At 58.9% G+C, this 18,393-nt stretch carries 16 protein-coding genes; 15 read left to right on the top strand and 1 reads right to left on the bottom strand.

Annotation, left to right across the window (positions count from 1 at the left end; translation table 11 throughout):
- The first annotated feature begins 52 nt into the window (after positions 1 to 52).
- The 15 genes from BMF08_RS07680 to rlmB all read left to right on the top strand — a co-directional run bounded on the left by BMF08_RS07680 (position 53) and on the right by rlmB (position 16,246).
- Positions 53 to 1,351 (top strand): adenylosuccinate synthase, encoded by a 1,299-nt coding sequence (locus BMF08_RS07680; protein WP_072570273.1) that lies wholly within the window; start codon positions 53 to 55, stop codon positions 1,349 to 1,351.
- Between the two features lie 166 nt (positions 1,352 to 1,517).
- Complete coding sequence (gene nsrR, locus BMF08_RS07685; RefSeq protein ID WP_072570274.1) at positions 1,518 to 1,943, top strand: nitric oxide-sensing transcriptional repressor NsrR; 426 nt, start codon at positions 1,518 to 1,520, stop codon at positions 1,941 to 1,943.
- 38 nt (positions 1,944 to 1,981) lie between these two features.
- Positions 1,982 to 4,450 (top strand): ribonuclease R, encoded by a 2,469-nt coding sequence (rnr, locus tag BMF08_RS07690; protein ID WP_072570275.1) that lies wholly within the window; start codon positions 1,982 to 1,984, stop codon positions 4,448 to 4,450.
- Positions 4,451 to 4,627: 177 nt separating this feature from the next.
- Positions 4,628 to 5,629: a D-cysteine desulfhydrase gene (locus BMF08_RS07695; protein WP_072570276.1), complete on the top strand. Its 1,002-nt coding sequence runs from the start codon at positions 4,628 to 4,630 to the stop codon at positions 5,627 to 5,629.
- A complete protein-coding gene (locus BMF08_RS07700; protein WP_072570277.1) occupies positions 5,626 to 6,342 on the top strand; it encodes an aspartate/glutamate racemase family protein in 717 nt (238 codons plus the stop codon). The genes BMF08_RS07695 and BMF08_RS07700 overlap by 4 nt, the downstream gene beginning before the upstream one ends.
- Before the next feature lie 90 nt (positions 6,343 to 6,432).
- Complete coding sequence (locus BMF08_RS07705; RefSeq protein WP_083580979.1) at positions 6,433 to 7,440, top strand: taurine ABC transporter substrate-binding protein; 1,008 nt, start codon at positions 6,433 to 6,435, stop codon at positions 7,438 to 7,440.
- Positions 7,437 to 8,207 carry an ABC transporter permease gene (locus BMF08_RS07710; RefSeq protein ID WP_072570278.1) on the top strand — a complete coding sequence of 257 codons (771 nt, stop codon included), beginning with the start codon at positions 7,437 to 7,439 and terminating at the stop codon, positions 8,205 to 8,207. The genes BMF08_RS07705 and BMF08_RS07710 overlap by 4 nt, the downstream gene beginning before the upstream one ends.
- Positions 8,207 to 8,986, top strand: a complete 780-nt coding sequence (locus BMF08_RS07715) for an ABC transporter ATP-binding protein (RefSeq protein WP_072570279.1) — start codon at positions 8,207 to 8,209, stop codon at positions 8,984 to 8,986. Before BMF08_RS07710 ends, BMF08_RS07715 begins: the two co-directional genes overlap by 1 nt.
- 37 nt (positions 8,987 to 9,023) lie before the next feature.
- On the top strand, positions 9,024 to 10,241 hold the full coding sequence (locus BMF08_RS07720) for a M20 family metallopeptidase (RefSeq protein WP_072570280.1): 1,218 nt from the start codon (positions 9,024 to 9,026) through the stop codon (positions 10,239 to 10,241).
- A gap of 23 nt (positions 10,242 to 10,264) precedes the next feature.
- Complete coding sequence (locus BMF08_RS07725; protein ID WP_072570281.1) at positions 10,265 to 11,824, top strand: ABC transporter substrate-binding protein; 1,560 nt, start codon at positions 10,265 to 10,267, stop codon at positions 11,822 to 11,824.
- Between the two features lie 12 nt (positions 11,825 to 11,836).
- Positions 11,837 to 12,796, top strand: a complete 960-nt coding sequence (locus BMF08_RS07730) for an ABC transporter permease (protein ID WP_072570282.1) — start codon at positions 11,837 to 11,839, stop codon at positions 12,794 to 12,796.
- Entirely contained in the window at positions 12,793 to 13,644 is an 852-nt protein-coding gene (locus BMF08_RS07735; RefSeq protein WP_072570283.1) for an ABC transporter permease, read from the top strand. Before BMF08_RS07730 ends, BMF08_RS07735 begins: the two co-directional genes overlap by 4 nt.
- Positions 13,637 to 14,632, top strand: a complete 996-nt coding sequence (locus tag BMF08_RS07740) for an ABC transporter ATP-binding protein (protein ID WP_072570284.1) — start codon at positions 13,637 to 13,639, stop codon at positions 14,630 to 14,632. The genes BMF08_RS07735 and BMF08_RS07740 overlap by 8 nt, the downstream gene beginning before the upstream one ends.
- Positions 14,629 to 15,438, top strand: a complete 810-nt coding sequence (locus BMF08_RS07745) for an ABC transporter ATP-binding protein (protein ID WP_072570285.1) — start codon at positions 14,629 to 14,631, stop codon at positions 15,436 to 15,438. Before BMF08_RS07740 ends, BMF08_RS07745 begins: the two co-directional genes overlap by 4 nt.
- A 76-nt stretch (positions 15,439 to 15,514) precedes the next feature.
- Positions 15,515 to 16,246 carry a 23S rRNA (guanosine(2251)-2'-O)-methyltransferase RlmB gene (gene rlmB / locus BMF08_RS07750; protein ID WP_072570286.1) on the top strand — a complete coding sequence of 244 codons (732 nt, stop codon included), beginning with the start codon at positions 15,515 to 15,517 and terminating at the stop codon, positions 16,244 to 16,246.
- A gap of 62 nt (positions 16,247 to 16,308) precedes the next feature.
- On the opposite strand, the gene glgX is transcribed toward rlmB, so the two are convergent.
- On the bottom strand, positions 16,309 to 18,384 hold the full coding sequence (gene glgX, locus BMF08_RS07755) for a glycogen debranching protein GlgX (RefSeq protein WP_072570287.1): 2,076 nt from the start codon (positions 18,382 to 18,384) through the stop codon (positions 16,309 to 16,311).
- Positions 18,385 to 18,393: the final 9 nt, after the last annotated feature.

Below are 18,393 nucleotides of genomic sequence, written 5' to 3' on the forward strand. Positions count from 1 at the left end.
TCAGAAAAAGCGATGGTAGAATCCTTTTTTAAGCAAACGGTGATTTTGAAAAATGGGTAACAACGTCGTCGTACTGGGCACCCAATGGGGTGACGAAGGTAAAGGGAAGATCGTCGATCTCCTGACTGAACGGGCTAAATTTGTTGTACGCTACCAGGGCGGTCACAACGCAGGCCATACTCTCGTAATCAACGGTGAAAAAACCGTTCTCCATCTTATTCCATCAGGTATTCTCCGCGATAACGTCACCAGCATCATTGGTAACGGCGTGGTGCTGTCTCCTGCTGCGTTAATGAAAGAGATGAAAGAACTGGAAGACCGCGGTATCCCGGTTCGCGAGCGTCTGCTGCTGTCTGAAGCCTGCCCGCTGATCCTCGATTATCATGTGGCGCTGGACGTAGCGCGTGAAAAAGCGCGCGGCGCGAAAGCGATCGGCACCACCGGTCGTGGCATCGGTCCGGCCTATGAAGATAAAGTAGCCCGTCGCGGTCTGCGCGTTGGCGACCTGTTCGACAAAGACACCTTCGCTACCAAACTCAAAGAAGTGCTGGAATACCATAACTTCCAGCTGGTTAACTTCTACAAAGTTGACGCTGTTGACTACCAGAAAGTGCTGGACGATGTGATGGCGGTTGCCGACATCCTCACTTCCATGGTGGTGGACGTCTCCGATCTGCTCGACCAGGCGCGTAAACGTGGTGATTTCATCATGTTCGAAGGCGCGCAGGGTACGCTGCTGGATATCGACCACGGTACCTATCCGTACGTTACCTCCTCCAACACCACCGCCGGTGGCGTGGCGACAGGTTCCGGTATTGGTCCGCGCTATGTGGATTACGTGCTTGGCATCATCAAAGCTTACTCCACCCGCGTTGGCGCAGGTCCGTTCCCGACGGAGCTGTTTGACGACATCGGCGAGTTCCTGTGCAAACAGGGTAACGAGTTCGGCGCTACCACCGGCCGTCGCCGTCGTACCGGCTGGCTGGATGCGGTTGCCGTGCGCCGTGCGGTGCAGATCAACTCCCTGTCTGGCTTCTGCCTGACCAAGCTGGACGTGTTGGATGGCCTGAAAGAAGTGAAAATCTGTGTGGCATACCGTATGCCGGATGGCCGCGAAGTGACCACCACGCCGATGGCTGCCGACGACTGGGAAGGCATCGAGCCGATCTACGAAACCATGCCGGGCTGGTCAGAAACCACCTTCGGCGTGAAAGAGCGTAGCGGCCTGCCGCAGGCTGCGCTGAACTACATTCAGCGTATCGAAGAATTAACGGGCGTACCGATCGATATTATCTCTACCGGTCCTGACCGTTCTGAAACCATGATCCTGCGCGATCCGTTCGACGCATAATCACGCCAGGGGCGCCATCACAGCGCCCCTTGTTTTGCCCTTATTACTTCTTCCCATCACCGTTCATTTCTAAATAAATTAGCAGCCTGACAGGTGGCTGGTTTATCATCAATAGTGTCAATACACCACGGGTGTCCCGCGTTTTTTCTTATTTCCTGAGGTTGATGTGCAGTTAACGAGTTTCACCGATTACGGATTGCGAGCCTTAATCTATATGGCGTCGCTGCCGGAAGGACGAATGACCAGTATTTCTGAAGTGACAGAAGTGTACGGTGTGTCCCGTAATCACATGGTCAAAATCATCAACCAGCTGAGCCGGGCAGGCTACGTCACGGCCGTCAGGGGCAAAAACGGCGGGATCCGGCTGGGTAAGCCAGCCCGTGCTATATGTATAGGTGATGTAGTGCGTGAACTGGAGCCGCTGACGCTGGTCAATTGCAGCAGCGCATTTTGTCATATCACGCCCGCCTGCCGCCTGAAAAAGGCCCTTTCCCAGGCCGTGCAGAGCTTTCTTAAGGAGCTGGACAGCTACACGCTGGCAGACCTGGTTGAAGAGAATCAACCGCTTTATAAATTATTGCTGGTGGAATGACAGACTTTTCCGCCAGAGCTGACAACGGAGGAACCGCAATGTCACAAGATCCTTTCCAGGACCGCGAAGCTGAAAAGTACGCCAACCCTATTCCCAGTCGTGAATTCATTCTCGATCACTTATCCAAACGCGAAAAACCCGCTAACCGCGAAGAACTGGCGGTTGAACTCAATATCGAAGGCGAAGAACAGCTTGAAGGGCTGCGTCGTCGCCTGCGCGCCATGGAGCGCGACGGGCAACTGGTCTTCACCCGCCGCCAGTGCTATGCGCTGCCGGAGCGCCTCGACCTGCTGAAAGGCAAGGTAATCGGTCACCGCGACGGCTTCGGCTTCCTGCGCGTGGAAGGCCGTAAAGACGATCTCTATCTCTCTTCTGAACAGATGAAAATGTGCATGCACGGCGATATCGTGCTGGCGCAGCCGCTCGGCGCTGACCGTAAAGGTCGCCGCGAAGCGCGTATTGTGCGCGTGCTGGAGCCGCGTACCGGGCAGATCGTCGGCCGCTACTTCACCGATGCCGGTGTGGGCTTTGTGGTGCCGGATGACAGCCGCCTGAGCTTCGACATCCTTGTGCCGCCGGAAGAAGTCATGGGCGCGCGCATGGGCTTCGTGGTGGTGGTTGAACTCACCCAGCGTCCGACCCGCCGCACCAAAGCCATTGGTAAAATTGTTGAAGTGCTGGGCGATAACATGGGCACCAGCATGGCTGTCGACATGGCGCTGCGCACCCACGAAATCCCTTACGTCTGGCCGAAAGCGGTGGAAGACGAGATCGCCAGCCTCAGCGAACAGGTGCCGGAAGCGGCGAAATCAGGCCGCGTTGACCTGCGTAACCTGCCGCTGGTCACCATCGACGGCGAAGACGCCCGTGACTTCGACGATGCGGTTTACTGCGAGAAAAAACGCGGTGGCGGCTGGCGTCTTTGGGTGGCCATTGCCGACGTCAGCTACTACGTGCGCCCTGGCACCGCGCTGGACGACGAAGCGCACAACCGCGGCACCTCGGTCTACTTCCCGTCGCAGGTGGTGCCTATGCTGCCGGAAGTGCTCTCCAACGGCCTGTGCTCGCTCAACCCGCAGGTTGACCGCCTCTGTATGGTCTGCGAGATGACCATCTCCACCAAAGGGCGCTTAACCGGCTACAAATTCTATGAAGCGGTGATGAGCTCCCACGCGCGTCTGACCTACACCAAGGTCTGGCATATGCTGGAAGGCGATCAGGAGCTGCGTCAGCAGTACGCTCCGCTGGTCAAACACATCGAAGAGCTGCACAACCTCTACAAAACCCTGAACCAGGCGCGCGAAGAGCGTGGCGGCATCTCTTTCGAGAGCGAAGAAGCCAAGTTCATCTTCAACGCGGAACGCCGTATTGAGCGCATCGAGCTGACTGAGCGTAACGACGCCCACAAGCTGATCGAAGAGTGCATGATCCTCGCCAACATCTCGGCGGCGCGTTTTGTCGAGAAAGCGAAAGAACCGGCGCTGTTCCGTATTCACGATCGTCCGACTAACGAAGCCATCACCTCCTTCCGCTCGGTACTGGCTGAGCTGGGCCTGGAGCTGCCGGGCGGCAGTAAGCCGGAGCCGGGCGATTACGCGGCGCTGCTGGAATCCATCGCCGATCGTCCCGATCATGAAATGCTGCAAACCATGCTGCTGCGCTCCATGAAACAGGCGATTTACGATCCGGAAAACCGCGGTCACTTTGGTCTGGCGCTGCAACAGTATGCGCACTTTACCTCGCCGATCCGTCGTTATCCTGACCTCTCGCTGCACCGCGCCATCAAATACCTGCTGGCGAAAGAGCAGGGGCACGAAGGCGACAGCACCGAAACCGGCGGCTGGCACTACAGCGTGGAAGCGATGCTGCAACTCGGTCAGCACTGTTCTATGGCCGAACGTCGCGCCGATGAAGCCACGCGTGACGTCGCCGACTGGCTGAAGTGCGACTTTATGCAGGATCAGGTGGGCAACACCTTCTCCGGGGTGATTGCCAGCGTCACCGGCTTTGGTTTCTTCGTGCGTCTGAACGAGCTGTTCATCGACGGTCTGGTGCACGTGTCGTCCCTCGACAACGACTACTACCGTTTCGACCAGGTTGGTCAGCGTCTGATCGGCGAATCCGGCGGCCAGACCTATCGCCTGGGCGACCGCGTGGAAGTACGTGTGGAAGCGGTCAGCATGGACGAGCGTAAAATCGACTTCACGCTGATTTCCAGCGAACGCGCGCCGCGTAACGTCGGCAAAACCGAACGCGAAAAAGCCAAAAAAGGCGCGCCGGGACGTAACGTCAGCCGTCGTCGTCAGGTGGGCAAAAAAGTGAACTTCGAGCCGGATAGCGCATTCCGTGGCGAAAAAGGCAAATCAAAAGCCAAAGCCAAAAACCCGGACAGCGCGCAGCCGAAAGCGAAGAAAGAGAAAAAGCCAAAGGCGCCTTCTGCGAAAACGCAAAAAATCGCAGCGGCGACCAAAGCCAAGCGCGCAGCGAAAAAGAAAGTCGCTGAATAACGCAGCCTCTGCACAATAAATAAAAGCCTCTTATAATAAGGGGCTTTTTTTTATTTTCGCGGTTAGTTAATTTTCAGCAATAGATATTTATTATTTGTCATTAGGCTCAAAGCCCGGCGGTGTAGAGTAGCTCAATAATTATTATTTTGCTGATGAGCAAATTCTCAAGGAGCTACTATGCATCTGGCCCGTTTTCCGCGCCTCTCGTTAGGTCATTTCCCCACGCCGCTCGAACCTTTAGATAATCTGAGTAAATTACTGGGCGGACCGAAAATATGGATCAAGCGCGATGACGCCACCGGACTTGCCACCGGGGGAAATAAAACCCGCAAACTGGAATTTTTGCTCGCCGACGCGCTGCAAAAAAACGCCGATGTGATTATTACCCAGGGCGCAACCCAGTCGAATCACGTGCGTCAGACTATTGCCGGCGCGGCAAAATTAGGCTTACAGGCGAAAGTGCTGCTCGAAAAGCGCGTCACCGATTTCGGCGAAGATTACCAGCGATCCGGTAACGTTTTGCTTGATGAACTGCTCGGCGGCGAGATAGTCGCCCATCTGCCGGGCGGCACCGACATGCAGCAGGCGATGGACGACTATGCCGCCACGCTGCGCGAACAGGGCTTTAACCCTTATGTCATCCCCGGCGGCGGCTCTAACCCCATAGGCGCGCTGGGCTACGTGGCCTGTGCCGAAGAGCTGCTTTACCAGTCCTCCCAATTACGCTTACGCATCGATCACGTGGTGCACGCCACCGGCAGCACCGGCACCCAGGCGGGCCTTGTCGCCGGGTTTACTGCGACCAATAGCCATGTGCCCGTGCTCGGCATCAGCGTGCGCGCGCCGAAAGAGAAGCAGGAAGAGAACGTATGGAACCTGGCCTCCCGCACCCTTGCGCTGCTGGGTGTGGCGGGCGAGCTGCCGCGTAACCGGGTGGTTGCCAACAGCGATTACGTGGGCGACGGCTACGGTTTACCTACTGACGGCATGACAGAAGCGCTGCGCCTGCTGGCACGTCACGAAGGCATTCTGCTGGATCCGGTCTATTCCGGGAAAGGCTTTGCCGGGCTGGTGGATCTGATCCGCAACGGTCATTTCCGTCAGGACGAAAACGTGGTCTTTATCCACACCGGCGGTTCGGCGGGTCTGTTTGGTTATCGTCAGGTGCTGGAAAAATGACACCCTTCCTGCTCGGCGTGCTGGGCGGCATGGGGCCGCTGGCGACGGTGGATTTTATGGCAAAGCTGCTGGAGGCCACGCCTGCGCAGCGCGATCAGCAGCAGATCCCGGTGCTGGCGTGGAACGTGCCGCAGATCGCCGACCGGCAACAGGCGCTGGCGGGCACAGGCCCGTCGCCCTTGCCACAGTTGCTCAACGGTATCAAAACGTTAAACGCCGCAGGGGCGAGCCACATCGCCATCCCCTGTAACACCGCCCATCACTGGTTTGCGGCGTTGCAGGCGGCAAGCGCCGCGCCGCTGGTGCATATCGTTGAGGCCACCCTCACGCAGATCCGCCCTGAGCACGCCACGCGCGTTGGGGTGATCGCCACCAAAGGCACGCTCGACGCAGGCTGGTATCAGCAGGGGCTGCGCCGTCTGGGCATCACGCCGGTGCTGCCCGACACTCATGAGCTGGAAAAGCTGTTTGTACCGGGCTGCTACGCGGTTAAACGCGGTGCGCTGCGTGAAGGCGGCGAGTTACTGGCGCGCCAGGCGCAGGCGCTGGTTGAACGCGGGGCGCAGCAATTAATCCTCGCCTGCACCGAAGTGCCGGTCGCCCTGAAGGCCATTGACTCCCCCTTTCTTTCCCACGCCGTCGATCCGGCGCAGGCGCTGGCGGAGCGCTGTTCCGCCCTCTGGCAGGATTATCGCCATTCCTGTTGTGAATAAATGCTTAGCAATAATCCGTATAAATAAATCAACGCCGGCTGAATATACTGGTCGGGCGCTAAATAATTAATTTCCTCACAGGATAATAAAATGAAAAAAAGTCTCTGCTTATTACTGGCAGCGGGTAGCTTATGGTCGCAGATTTCTTTTGCCGCCACGCCGGAAGAAGTCCGTATTGCTTATAGCGGCGGTTCGCAGGTATTAATGCTGGCAAAAGCCGATGGTTCGCTTGATAAAGCGTTAAACAGCAAAGTGAAATGGGTGCAATTTGCTTCCGGAGCCGATGCATTAACCTATTTCGCCAGTAATGCTATTGATATTGCCAATTTTGGCTCCAGCCCGGCGACGGCGGGTATTGTGCGTAAATTACCGGTGGAAATAATCGGCGTGTCCGGCGTGATCGCCAGCTACGAACGCTTAATCGGCAAAGAGGGCATCACCCGCATTAATGATATTGAAGGCAAACGTGTGGGCTATCCGCCAAACTCCACCGCGCAATATGCGCTGGAGGCGGCGATCAGCGTCAACAAACTCGACCGCAGTAAAATTACCCTGTTGCCATTGCGTCCGGCGGAAATGGTTGCCGCATGGAAGCGGGGCGATATTGACGCGGGCTACGTCTGGGCGCCCTTCGCCCAGGAGCTGGAGTCAGCTGGCGGGCACCAGGTGTTCGCCACCAAAGATCTGCAACAGGCGGGCTACCTGATCTACAACAACTATGTGGTGCGTAAAGCCTTTGCCGAACAGTACCCGGAGGTGGTCAGCGCCTTCCTGCGCGTGCATCAGGAAAAGGTCAATGAGTTCAAAAAAGATCCTGAACGTGCCGCCGCCATCGTGGCGAAAGAAGTGGGCGCGCCTGTGACCACCGCCGCCAATACGCTGGGCGGTCTGGAATACCCGACGCTGAGCGAACAGGGCACCGCCGCCTGGCTGGGCGACGGTACGCACAGCACCGACAGCGGCATCGGCAAAGCGCTGACCAAAACCTCAAACTTCCTCGCCGGAATTGGCGAGATCCGCAAGCGTGACATCCCCGCGAACTGGGACGCGGCCATCAACTCCCGTTACCTTCGCGATGCGGCGGTGAACGCAAAATGAGAGTAAGTCAGCACATCGCCATCAGCGTGCTGTCGGTGGCGATCTTTTTTATCCTCTGGCAGGTGGCGGCGACCCGGCAATGGGTGGATCCGCTGCTGCTGCCGTCGCTGACGGACATCGGTCTGACCACGGAAGAGCTGCTCGCTGACGGTTACCGGCAGGTTCCGCTCTGGCAGCATATCGTCGTCAGTCTCGCGCGGGCGCTCAGCGCCTTTGCGGTGGCGATTGTGATCGGTATTCCGCTCGGCCTGTTGATGGGCCTGTCCGACGGGCTGGCGGCAGTGCTTAACCCCTTCGTGCAGTTTCTGCGTCCGCTGCCGAAAATCGCGCTGATCCCGCTGGCGGTGGTATGGCTCGGCATCGGTGAAAGCTCGAAATTCTTTCTGATTTTCATCGCCACCTTCCTCAGCGTGGTGGTGGGGGCCAGCGCGGCGGTGGAGCGCATTGGTCGCTCGCGCATTCGCGTGGCGCAGACCCTCGGCGCTTCCCGACAACAAATTTTCCTGCGCGTGGTGTTGCCGGACGCGCTGCCGGATCTGTTTACCACCGTCAGGCTGTCGATTGGCATTGGCTGGACGTCGCTGATCGCCGCCGAAATGGTCGCCGCCAGCTCTGGTCTGGGCTGGATGGTGATCAACGCCAGCTCTTACTTACGCACCGATATCGTCATGCTGGGCATCCTGCTGCTCGGCGGCATTGGCTATCTCCTTGATTTACTTATCCTCGGCCTGCAACGCGTGTTTGTGCCCTGGGCAGGAAAAGAATAATGACTATACAGATTGCGCTGGAGCAGGTGTCCCTGCAATTTGCGGCGAAACCGCATCCCTTTACCGTGCTGGAAGACGTCTCCCTGTCGCTTGCGAAGGGCGAATTTGTGGTGCTGTTGGGGCCGTCGGGCTGCGGCAAATCCACCATTCTTAATCTTGTGGCCGGCTTTACCCGGCCTGACCGCGGGCGGGTTCTGAGCGGCGGCGAGCCGGTACGCAAGCCCGGGCCTTCCCGCGGGATGATTTTCCAGCAGCCGAATCTGTTCCCCTGGCTGTCGGTGCTGGATAACGTCACCTTTGGCCCGCGCCTCGGCAGCCACCGCAAAGACGACGTGAACGCGAAGGCGCTGGACTGGCTGGCCCGCGTCGGGCTGAAAGGCTTTGAACATCACGCCCCCTGGCAGTTGTCGGGCGGCATGAAACAGCGCGTGGCGCTGGCGCGCGCCTGGCTGCCGGAACCGGAAGTGCTGCTGCTTGACGAGCCGTTTGGCGCGCTTGACGCCCAGACGCGCCTGATGATGCAGGAATTGCTGCGCAACGCCTGGCTGGAAACGGACACCACGCTGCTGTTTGTCACCCACGACGTGGAAGAAGCGCTGTTCCTCGCCGATCGCATCCTGATCATGTCGGCAAAACCCGGCAAGATCGTGGAAGAAATTGTCAGTCCCTTCGGTCGCGAGCGCGACATTGAATCCCTGGTGGAACACCCGCGCTACGGCGAAATCAAGCATCACGTTCTGCATCGCGTCCGTCAGGAGGCAAAGCGTCATCTGAGTTAACCCCTTCATCAACCGACATCACAAAAAGGTGGAAGCAATGAGCATTAGCGAGTTAACCGCACGACTGGAACAGAGCCTTAATCAACACCGCGACGAGTACATCGCCATCTCAAAAGATATTCATGCGCACCCGGAAACCGGTAACAATGAATATTACGCCAGCGGCCTGCTGACGGCGCTGCTGGCGAAAAATGGCTTTACCGTCACGGCCAACGTCGCCGGTCACGAAACCGCCTTCTATGCGGTAAAAGAGAGCGGCAGGCCAGGGCCGACCATTGCTTATCTCGCCGAATTTGATGCGCTGATCGATATCGGCCACGCCTGTGGACATAACATCATCGGCGTTTCCAGCATCGCCGCCGCCATTGCCCTGAGCCAGACGCTGGATAAAACCGGCGGCAAAGTCGTGGTGCTGGGCACGCCTGCGGAAGAGGGCGGGCTGCGGGGTAAAGGTGGACCGAATGGCAACGTGAAAGCCCGCTTTGTTGAGCACGGATTCCTGCGGGATGTAGACGCGGCGATGATGGTGCATCCGGGTGGCAGAACGCGTCTGACCGGGCCGTTCCTTGCCAATAACCATCTCTACTTCCACTTTTATGGAAAACCCTCCCATGCGGGCAGCTCGCCGCACAAAGGGGTCAACGCGCTGGACGCGCTGGTGCTGCTCTATAACGGCATCAGCGTGCTGCGCCAGCAACTGCCGGACGGCGTGCGCGTCCATGGCATCATCACTAATGGCGGCCAGGCGCCGAACGTGATCCCTGAATACGCCTCGGCGCATTTTTATATCCGCGCGGAAAGCCGTGAGGCCGTTGAAGCGCTGGAGCCACGCATCCGGGCGATTGCCGAGGGCGCTGCGCTGGCGACCGGCGCGACGGTAAAAATTGAACATCAGGTCGGCCCGCGGGATTTCAACATCAATGACACGCTGAATAACCTGTTTCTTGAAGAGTTCACGGCAGTGGGCGAACCGGTCGATCTCAGCGCCAAAGAGGGCAAAGGATCGACGGACGTCGGCGACATCAGCCATGCAGTGCCCACTGCGCATCCGTCCATCAAGATTGGCCCGGACGATTTGATCGGCCACACGGTCGCCTTCCGCGAAGCCGCCAACTCTGAAAAAGGGTACGAAGCCTTAATCACCGGGGCGCTGGTGCTGGCGCGCGCCGGGCTGCGGCTGCTCACCGAGCCTGCGCTGCTTCAGGCGGCGAAGGATGAATTTGCCGGACGACCTACCACCTCAAACGCGGCCTGATCGCCACCGGAGCCAGAAAAACAATGAAAATGACATTCTCTGCCGCCGCACTGCTGCTGGCGGCGGCTTTACCCTGGGGAAGCGCACTGGCCGAAGCCGTGAACCGTAATGCGACGCTGAACATCGCCTATGGTAACCGGCCCGGCACTCTCGATCCGTATCTCACCACCAATAACGCCACCTCTGATGTGGATCGCCATATCTTTGAAGAGCTGTTCACCATCAACGATAAGTTTGAGCCGGTGCCGGATCTGGTGGCGTCCTATACGCTGAGTGACGATCGCAAAACCTACACCTTCGTGCTGCGCGACGACGTGAAGTTCCACGATGGTCAGCCGCTCACCGCCGATGACGTGGTGGCTTCCATGACGCGCTGGCTGGCGGTATCGACGCAGGGTAAAGCTAACCTGCCGGGGGCGCAGTTCAGCAAGGTGGACGACAAAACCGTGCGCCTCACGCTGCCGGAGCCTTCGCTAATCGCCCTTAACGTGCTGGCGGACGTGAAAAACATCGCCGCCATCATGCCCAAACGCCTGATCGACCAGGCCAACAGCAGCAAAAAACCGGTCACCGAGCTTATCGGTACCGGGCCATACAAACTCGCGGAGTTTAAACAGGGCGAGTATTTACATCTGACGCGCTATGACGGCTTTGTGTCGCGCAAAGAGCCGTCCAGCGGACTTTCCGGCGCTAAGCCAGCCAACGTAAAAGACATCTGGTTCCGCTATATCACCGATGAATCCACGCGGCTGGCCGGAGCGATGACCGGCGAATACGACATTGTGTTTAACCTGCCGAAAGACAATATCGATGCCCTTACCAACGCGCCGGATCTGAGCCTGGCGCGGCCCGAAAGCGGCGGTTCGCTGATCACCTATCTGTTCAACAAACAGCAAGGGCCGTTCGCTGACCTAAAGCTTAGACAGGCGTTTAACCTCGCGCTCGACGTGCACCAGACGCTGCTGGCGGGCTACAGCGATCCGCGTTTCTTTAAAGAAGATCCGTCGCTGGGATTCCCGAATCAGGTGGACTGGTACAGCGAGGCGGGCAAGCCATTCTGGAACCAGCATAAACTCGAGGAGGCTCGCAAACTGGTTAAAGAATCCGGTTATAAGGGCGAAGAAGTGGTGATTATCGCCACCAAAGAGTATGCAGAGCTGTATAACCTGGCGATTGTCGCCCAGCAGGTGCTGAAACAGATCGGCGTCAAATCCCGGCTGGACGTCTACGACTGGCCGACGGTACTGCAACGCCGTCAGGATCCGAAGAACTTCGATCTGTGTGCGCTGGAGTTCTCCATGCGTCAGGTGCTGCACCAGTATCCCTTCCTCGACTCCCGGGCGAAGTTTCCGGGTCTGAGCAACAGTCAGGAAATCGATGCGGCGCTTGATGGCATCAAGCAGGCGGCATCGCTGAAAGAAGCGCGGCCACTGGTGGATAAACTGAACGTGCTGACCTGGCAGTATCTGCCGGTTATCGTGCTTGGTCATACCACGCCTGAGCCGGTCGCCCTGAAGAAAAACGTGCACGGCTACCATGATCTGATTGGGCCGGTGCTGTGGAATGTTACCGTCACGCCGTAACCGGAGACGTCTATGAAGTGGTTCTTGTTTCACCGGCTGATGGCGCTGCTGCCCGTGCTGCTGGTGGTATCGCTGGTGGTGTTTTGCCTGGTGCATCTTGCGCCGGGCGATCCGGTGCTGGTGATCCTCGGCAATGACGCCAGCCCGCAGGACATTGCCGCGCTGCGCCAGCAGATGGGGCTGGATCAGCCGCTGCTGATGCAATTTGTGCGCTGGGCGGGGGCGGTGTTGTCCGGCGATCTGGGCCACTCGCTGTTTCTCAATGCCAGCGTCAGCGAGCTGTTTTTACAGCATCTCACCCCGACGCTGGCCCTTGCACTGTACGCGCAGCTGATTGCGCTGGTGCTGGGGCTGGGGAGCGGGGCGATCAGCGCCTGGCAGCATGGCGGCATGGCCGACCGGATCATTCGCGCGCTGGCTACCTTCGGCATGTCGGTACCGGGCTTTCTGCTCGGCCTGTTCCTGATCTTCTTTTTCGCCGTGCAGCTGCGCTGGTTTCCGGTGGTGGGCTATCGCTCCACCAACGAAAACGGTCTGCAAAATCTCTGGTATCTGACGCTGCCCGCCATTGCGCTCGGTTTTCGTATTGCCGCGCTGATCTCACGCATGACCCGCGCGGTAATGCTCGACGTGCTGCAGGAGAATTTTATTCATACCGCCCGCGCCAAAGGCGTGCCCGAGCGCATGGTGCTGCTGCGCCATACGCTGAAAAACGCCCTGATCCCGGTGCTGACCATCTGCGGGGAATCCTTCGCCTCGCTGGTCACCGGCACCATCGTCATCGAAAGCGTATTCGGCATTCCCGGCGTCGGCTCGCTGGTGGTGGACTCCATCGAGCGGCGGGATTTCACGGTGATCCAGGGCGTGGTGCTGCTGATCACCGTCTGTTACGTGCTGATTAATCTGGCGGTGGACGTGCTCAGCTATATGGTCGATCCACGCCTGTCCGTCGAGGGGAGTGAAAGCGCATGACGCGAAACAAACTCTGGCTATGGTGCGGCGTGCTGGCGGGCATTGTGCTGCTCTCGGTGTGCGGCACCTTTTTCAGCCCTTACGATCCTTATGCTATCGATCCGCTCAGCCGCCTGAAGGCCCCCGGCGCGGCGCACTGGTTTGGCACCGATAACTTTGGCCGCGATCTGTTTGTGCGCGTGGCGCTGGCGGTGCGGGTATCGTTTTCCGTCGGGGCGGCGGTGGCGGTAATAGCCGGGGCGATCGGCATGCTGACCGGGCTGCTCTGCGCCTGGTATCGCCCGGTGGATCGCATTCTGATGCGCGTCTGCGACGGGCTGTTCGCCTTTCCGTCGTTGCTGCTGGCTATCGCTATTGTCGGCGTGCTGGGGCCGAACATCGCTAACGTTGTGCTGGCGCTGTCGCTGGTATACGTGCCGTCCATTGCGCGGGTGATCCGCGGCGCAGCGCTGGTTATCAAAGAGAAAAATTTCATTGAAGCCCTGCGCGCGCAGGGAGCCTCCCCGGCGCGCATTATCTGGCTACATCTGCTGCCGAACGTGCTGTCGCCGCTGATTGTGCAGGTCACCTGGGTGTTCTCAGTGGCTATTCTGACCGAGGCCGCGCTGAGCTTTTTAGGATCCGGCGTGCCTGCGCCCACGCCCAGCCTCGGCAATCTGCTGCTGGAGGGAAAAGCAGTGATCTTTACCGCCTGGTGGATGACCTTTTTTCCCGGCATCGCCATTGTGCTGCTGATCCTCGCGCTGAATATTATCGGCGACGACCTGCGCGACAGCGCCGAGCCGGGGCTGAAACCGCTGCCGCAGCGTGTCCTGCGCCTGCTGAAAAAAGGGGAGCAACATGGTTAATCCGCCGCCGCTGTTAAGCGTCAAAGATTTGCGGGTGAATTTCGCCACGCCGCAGGGCGTGGTGGCCCCGGTGCGCGGCGTCTCCTTTACCGTTCATCATCATGAAACGCTGGGCATCATCGGTGAATCCGGTTGCGGGAAAAGCGTCACCGCGCAGGCGCTGATGGGGCTATTGTCCCCGCGCACCAGCCGCACTGAAGGTGAAATCGCCCTCGGCGGTCAACGCCTCGACACGCTCCCGGCAACGGCACGTCGTCGGCGCTGCGGCGGCGAGATGGCGATGATTTTCCAGGATCCGCTCTCCAGCCTGAACCCGGTGCTGACTATCGGCTTTCAGATTGAAGAAAGCCTGAAGCTGCATACCGCGTTAAACCGGGCGCAGCGCCAGCAAAAACGGCTGCGCCTGCTGGAGCAGGTGGGCATTGCTGATGCCGCCCGCTGCGTCAACGCCTGGCCCCATGAGCTTTCCGGCGGCATGCGCCAGCGGGTGATGATCGCCATGGCGATCGCCAGTGCTCCGTCGCTGCTGATTGCCGATGAGCCGACCACCGCGCTGGACGCCACTATCCAGGCGCAAATCCTGCAACTGCTGGACGACATCAAACAGCAGAGCGGAATGGGGATCATCTTTATTACCCACGACCTGAGCGTGGTGGCGCGGCTGTGTCAGCGCGTGGTGGTGCTCTACGCCGGGCAGGTGGTGGAGGAAACGGACGTGATGACGCTGTTCGAAAATCCCCGCCATCCCTATACCCGCGCGCTGCTGGCGGCGCGGCCCTCGCTGTCCCACACGCCGAAGACGCGGCTGGAGGAGATCCGCGGCAGCGTCCCGGCGCTGGATGCGCTGCCGGGCGGCTGTACCTTTGCCGATCGCTGTCCGCTGGCGACCGCCACCTGTCGCGCACAGCCGCCGCAGCTGCGCCCGCTCGGCGGTCACGGTCATCAGGTGCGCTGCTGGCGCGCAGAAGAAACGGGAGTCATGCCATGAATAAGCCGTTGCTGAACGTACAGCATCTGTCCAAAACCTTTACCCGCCGCGGGCACAGCGTGCAGGCGGTGCAGGACGTCAGTTTTAACATCCATGCCGGGGAAACCTACGCGCTGGTCGGCGAATCCGGCAGCGGTAAAAGCACCATCGGGCGCACTCTTCTCGGTTTAACCCCGGCCTCCGGCGGGCGGGTGGATTTCAACGGCCAGTCGCTGCTGGATCTCAGCGCCGCCGGATGGCGCAGCGTGCGCAAAGACATTCAGATGATCTTCCAGGATCCGCTCTCCACGCTCGATCCAAAGCGCACCATTGGCTACAGCATTGAGGAACCATTGATCATTCACGGCGAACGCGATGCGCAGCGTCGTAAAAAAGCGGTGGCGGCGATGCTGGAACAGGTCGGTCTGCGGGCGCAGGATGCCGGACGTTATCCGCAGGCGTTTTCAGGCGGACAGCGCCAGCGTATCGGCATCGCGCGGGCGCTGATCCTGCGTCCGAAGCTGATCATCTGCGATGAACCGGTGTCGGCGCTGGACGTTTCCATTCAGTCACAGGTGCTGAATCTGCTGATGGATTTGCAGCGCGACTATGGCCTCGCCTACCTGTTTATCTCTCACGATCTCAATGTGGTGCGTCACGTGGCGGATCGGGTTGGCGTGATGTATCGCGGACAACTGGTGGAAGAGGCGACCAGCGCGCAGCTTTTTGCCCATCCGCAGCATGACTACACGCGCTGGCTGCTGTCGGCGATACTGCCTGCGCATCCCGCAGAAAAAAACCGGCTTCCTGCGGCGGTGAATGCGTAACGGGGAAGGACGTCCGGGGGCGTCGTGGGTTATAATGGGCGGGAAACACCCTTTTAACCTCTACTGAGTACCCTTCATGAGTGAAATGATTTATGGCATCCACGCGGTGCAGGCACTGCTGGAACGCGCCCCTGAGCGCTTTCAGGAAGTTTTTATTCTGAAAGGACGCGAAGATAAGCGCCTGATGCCGCTGATCCATGCGCTGGAAGCGCAGGGCGTTCCGGTTCAGGTGGCCTCCCGTCAGTTTCTGGACGAGAAAAGCGAAGGCGCGGTACACCAGGGGATCATTGCGCGCGTGAAGCCGGGTCGTCAGTATCAGGAAAACGATCTGCCGGATCTGATCGCAAGCCTGGATAAGCCATTCTTCCTGATCCTTGATGGCGTCACCGATCCGCACAACCTCGGGGCCTGCCTGCGCAGCGCCGATGCGGCGGGCGTCCATGCGGTGATCGTGCCGAAAGACCGCTCTGCGCAGCTGAACGCGACGGCGAAAAAAGTCGCCTGTGGCGCAGCAGAAAACGTGCCGCTGATCCGCGTCACCAACCTGGCGCGCACCATGCGCGTATTGCAGGAAGAGAATATCTGGATCGTCGGCACGGCGGGCGAAGCGGACCACACCCTGTTCCAGAGCAAAATGACCGGCGCGATGGCGCTGGTGATGGGCGCGGAGGGCGAAGGTATGCGCCGTCTGACCCGCGAGCATTGCGATGAGCTGATCAGCATCCCGATGGCGGGCAGCGTCTCCTCGCTGAACGTGTCGGTGGCGACCGGCATCTGCCTGTTCGAAGCGGTACGCCAGCGCGGTTAACTGTCTGCGAACAATAAAAAGGGCCATCAGATGATGGCCCTTTTTTCTGGCTGTAAAACGGCTTACGGCCTTCTGAACAGCGCGATACTGCGGCCTTCCAGTTCGAATTCCTTCTCTTTGGTAATGATCAGCCCGCGTTTGGCGGTATCGGACGTGGTCAGCTCCAGCATCCAGCCCTCATCCGTGGACTGCGGGATCAGGAAGGGCACGTTACCTTCGAACGGGTTAAACAGCACCAGCACTTCGTGCCACAGGCCTTCTTCATCATGCAAATCGTGGCGGGTCAGTGAAACGCCCAGCGTCGAGCCTTCATCCCACTGCTCCGGCTGCTGATAGCCGCCACCGGCGTTGAACCACTTGATCTCCGTGCCGTCGCGCCAGCTTTCACGGCGCAACAGCGGCTGCTTCGCGCGCATTTTGATCAGATGACGGGTGAACTCGCGCAGCGCCTCACTGCTTTCCGGCAGGTTATCCCAGTGAACCCAGGAAATCTCGCTGTCCTGGCAGTAGCCGTTATTGTTACCCATCTGACTGCGGCCAAACTCATCCCCTGCCAGCAGCATTGGCGAACCGTGGGACAGGAACAGCGTGGTGAGGAAGTTACGCTTCTGCCGTTCACGCACGTTGTTGATGCCTTCGTCGTCCGTCGGGCCTTCCGCGCCATAGTTATAGGAGCGGTTATCGTTATGGCCGTCGTTATTGTCTTCGCCGTTATCGTCGTTGTGCTTCTCGTTATAGGACACCAGATCGTTCAGCGTGAAGCCGTCGTGGGCGGTGATAAAGTTGACGCTCGACCACGGACGGCGGCCGCGCAGATCGTAAATATCGCCGGAGCCTAACAGACGCGCGGCAAAGTCGGTGGAGACATTGACGCCTTTCCAGTATTCACGCACCGTATCGCGGTATTTATCGTTCCATTCCGCCCAGCCCGGCGGGAAGCCGCCCACCTGATAGCCGCCCGGTCCGATATCCCAGGGCTCGCCGATCAGCTTCAGTTTCGACAGCACCGGATCCTGCATAATGGCATCAAAGAAGCCGCCGCGCTGGTCAAAACCTTCCGGTTCACGACCGAGAATGGTGCCTAAGTCGAAGCGAAAACCGTCGATATGCATCGATTCTGCCCAGTAACGCAGGGAATCCATGATCATCTGCAATACGCGCGGATGCGAGGTGTTGACGGTGTTGCCGGTGCCGGTATCGTTGATGTAATAACGATGCTGATCCGGCATGGTGCGGTAGTAAGAGAAGTTGTCGATGCCCTTAAAGGAGAGCGTCGGGCCGAGTTCATTACCCTCTGCCGTATGGTTGTACACCACGTCGAGGATCACTTCGATGCCCGCATCGTGGTACGCGCGCACCATGTCGCGGAAACCCTGAATGCCGTTAGGGCCGAAATAGCGCGAAGCCGGCGCGAAGAAACCGAGGGTGTTATAGCCCCAGAAGTTCTTCAGCCCCTTATCCAGCAGATGCTGATCGTCCGGGAACCAGTGCACCGGCAGCAGTTCCACCGAGGTCACGCCCAGGCTCTTGATGTACTCCACCGTCGCCGGATGGCCCATGCCTTCATAGGTACCGCGCAGTTCTTCCGGAATGGCGGAATTGAGCTGCGTAAAGCCCTTCACATGGGTTTCATAGAGCACCGTTTGCGACCACGGAATGTTTGGACGGTTTTCATCTTTCCAGTCGAATTCATTGGGATCGATGACGCGGCATTTTGGCGTAAAGGGCGCGCTGTCCTGGGTATCAAAGGTCAGATCTTTATCTTCGTGCAGCAGCTCGTAGGCGAAATGCGCGTCATTCCACTCGATGTCCCCCGCCAGCTCACGGGCATAGGGATCGAGCAGCAGCTTGTTGGGGTTAAAACGATGGCCGTTTTCCGGATCGTAGGGACCATAAACGCGATAGCCGTAGAGCGCGCCGGGTTGCAGACCAGGCACGTAACCGTGCCAGATTTCATGGGTATATTCCGGCAGATCCAGGCGGGCGATCTCGGTTTTCCCGTCCTGATCAAACAGACAGAGTTCAACCCGTTCTGCGTGTGCAGAGAAAAGCGCAAAGTTGACACCCTCGCCATCAAAATTGGCGCCAAGACATTCGCTGGTTCCCGCCAGAATTTCAAAGCTATTATTGTTAGACATTTATTCCCT

The organism is Enterobacter sp. SA187, assembly GCF_001888805.2.
Taxonomy (GTDB): Bacteria; Pseudomonadota; Gammaproteobacteria; order Enterobacterales; family Enterobacteriaceae; genus Enterobacter_D.

Coding starts and splice junctions, on each gene's coding strand:
- BMF08_RS07710 (WP_072570278.1), top strand. CDS start 7,437: ATGAGAGTAAGTCAGCACATCGCCATCAGCGTGCTGTCGGTGGCGATC.
- BMF08_RS07740 (WP_072570284.1), top strand. CDS start 13,637: ATGGTTAATCCGCCGCCGCTGTTAAGCGTCAAAGATTTGCGGGTGAAT.
- BMF08_RS07700 (WP_072570277.1), top strand. CDS start 5,626: ATGACACCCTTCCTGCTCGGCGTGCTGGGCGGCATGGGGCCGCTGGCG.
- BMF08_RS07680 (WP_072570273.1), top strand. CDS start 53: ATGGGTAACAACGTCGTCGTACTGGGCACCCAATGGGGTGACGAAGGT.
- BMF08_RS07730 (WP_072570282.1), top strand. CDS start 11,837: ATGAAGTGGTTCTTGTTTCACCGGCTGATGGCGCTGCTGCCCGTGCTG.
- BMF08_RS07695 (WP_072570276.1), top strand. CDS start 4,628: ATGCATCTGGCCCGTTTTCCGCGCCTCTCGTTAGGTCATTTCCCCACG.
- rnr (WP_072570275.1), top strand. CDS start 1,982: ATGTCACAAGATCCTTTCCAGGACCGCGAAGCTGAAAAGTACGCCAAC.
- BMF08_RS07725 (WP_072570281.1), top strand. CDS start 10,265: ATGAAAATGACATTCTCTGCCGCCGCACTGCTGCTGGCGGCGGCTTTA.
- rlmB (WP_072570286.1), top strand. CDS start 15,515: ATGAGTGAAATGATTTATGGCATCCACGCGGTGCAGGCACTGCTGGAA.
- glgX (WP_072570287.1), bottom strand. CDS start 18,384: ATGTCTAACAATAATAGCTTTGAAATTCTGGCGGGAACCAGCGAATGT.
- BMF08_RS07720 (WP_072570280.1), top strand. CDS start 9,024: ATGAGCATTAGCGAGTTAACCGCACGACTGGAACAGAGCCTTAATCAA.
- BMF08_RS07745 (WP_072570285.1), top strand. CDS start 14,629: ATGAATAAGCCGTTGCTGAACGTACAGCATCTGTCCAAAACCTTTACC.
- BMF08_RS07735 (WP_072570283.1), top strand. CDS start 12,793: ATGACGCGAAACAAACTCTGGCTATGGTGCGGCGTGCTGGCGGGCATT.
- BMF08_RS07715 (WP_072570279.1), top strand. CDS start 8,207: ATGACTATACAGATTGCGCTGGAGCAGGTGTCCCTGCAATTTGCGGCG.
- BMF08_RS07705 (WP_083580979.1), top strand. CDS start 6,433: ATGAAAAAAAGTCTCTGCTTATTACTGGCAGCGGGTAGCTTATGGTCG.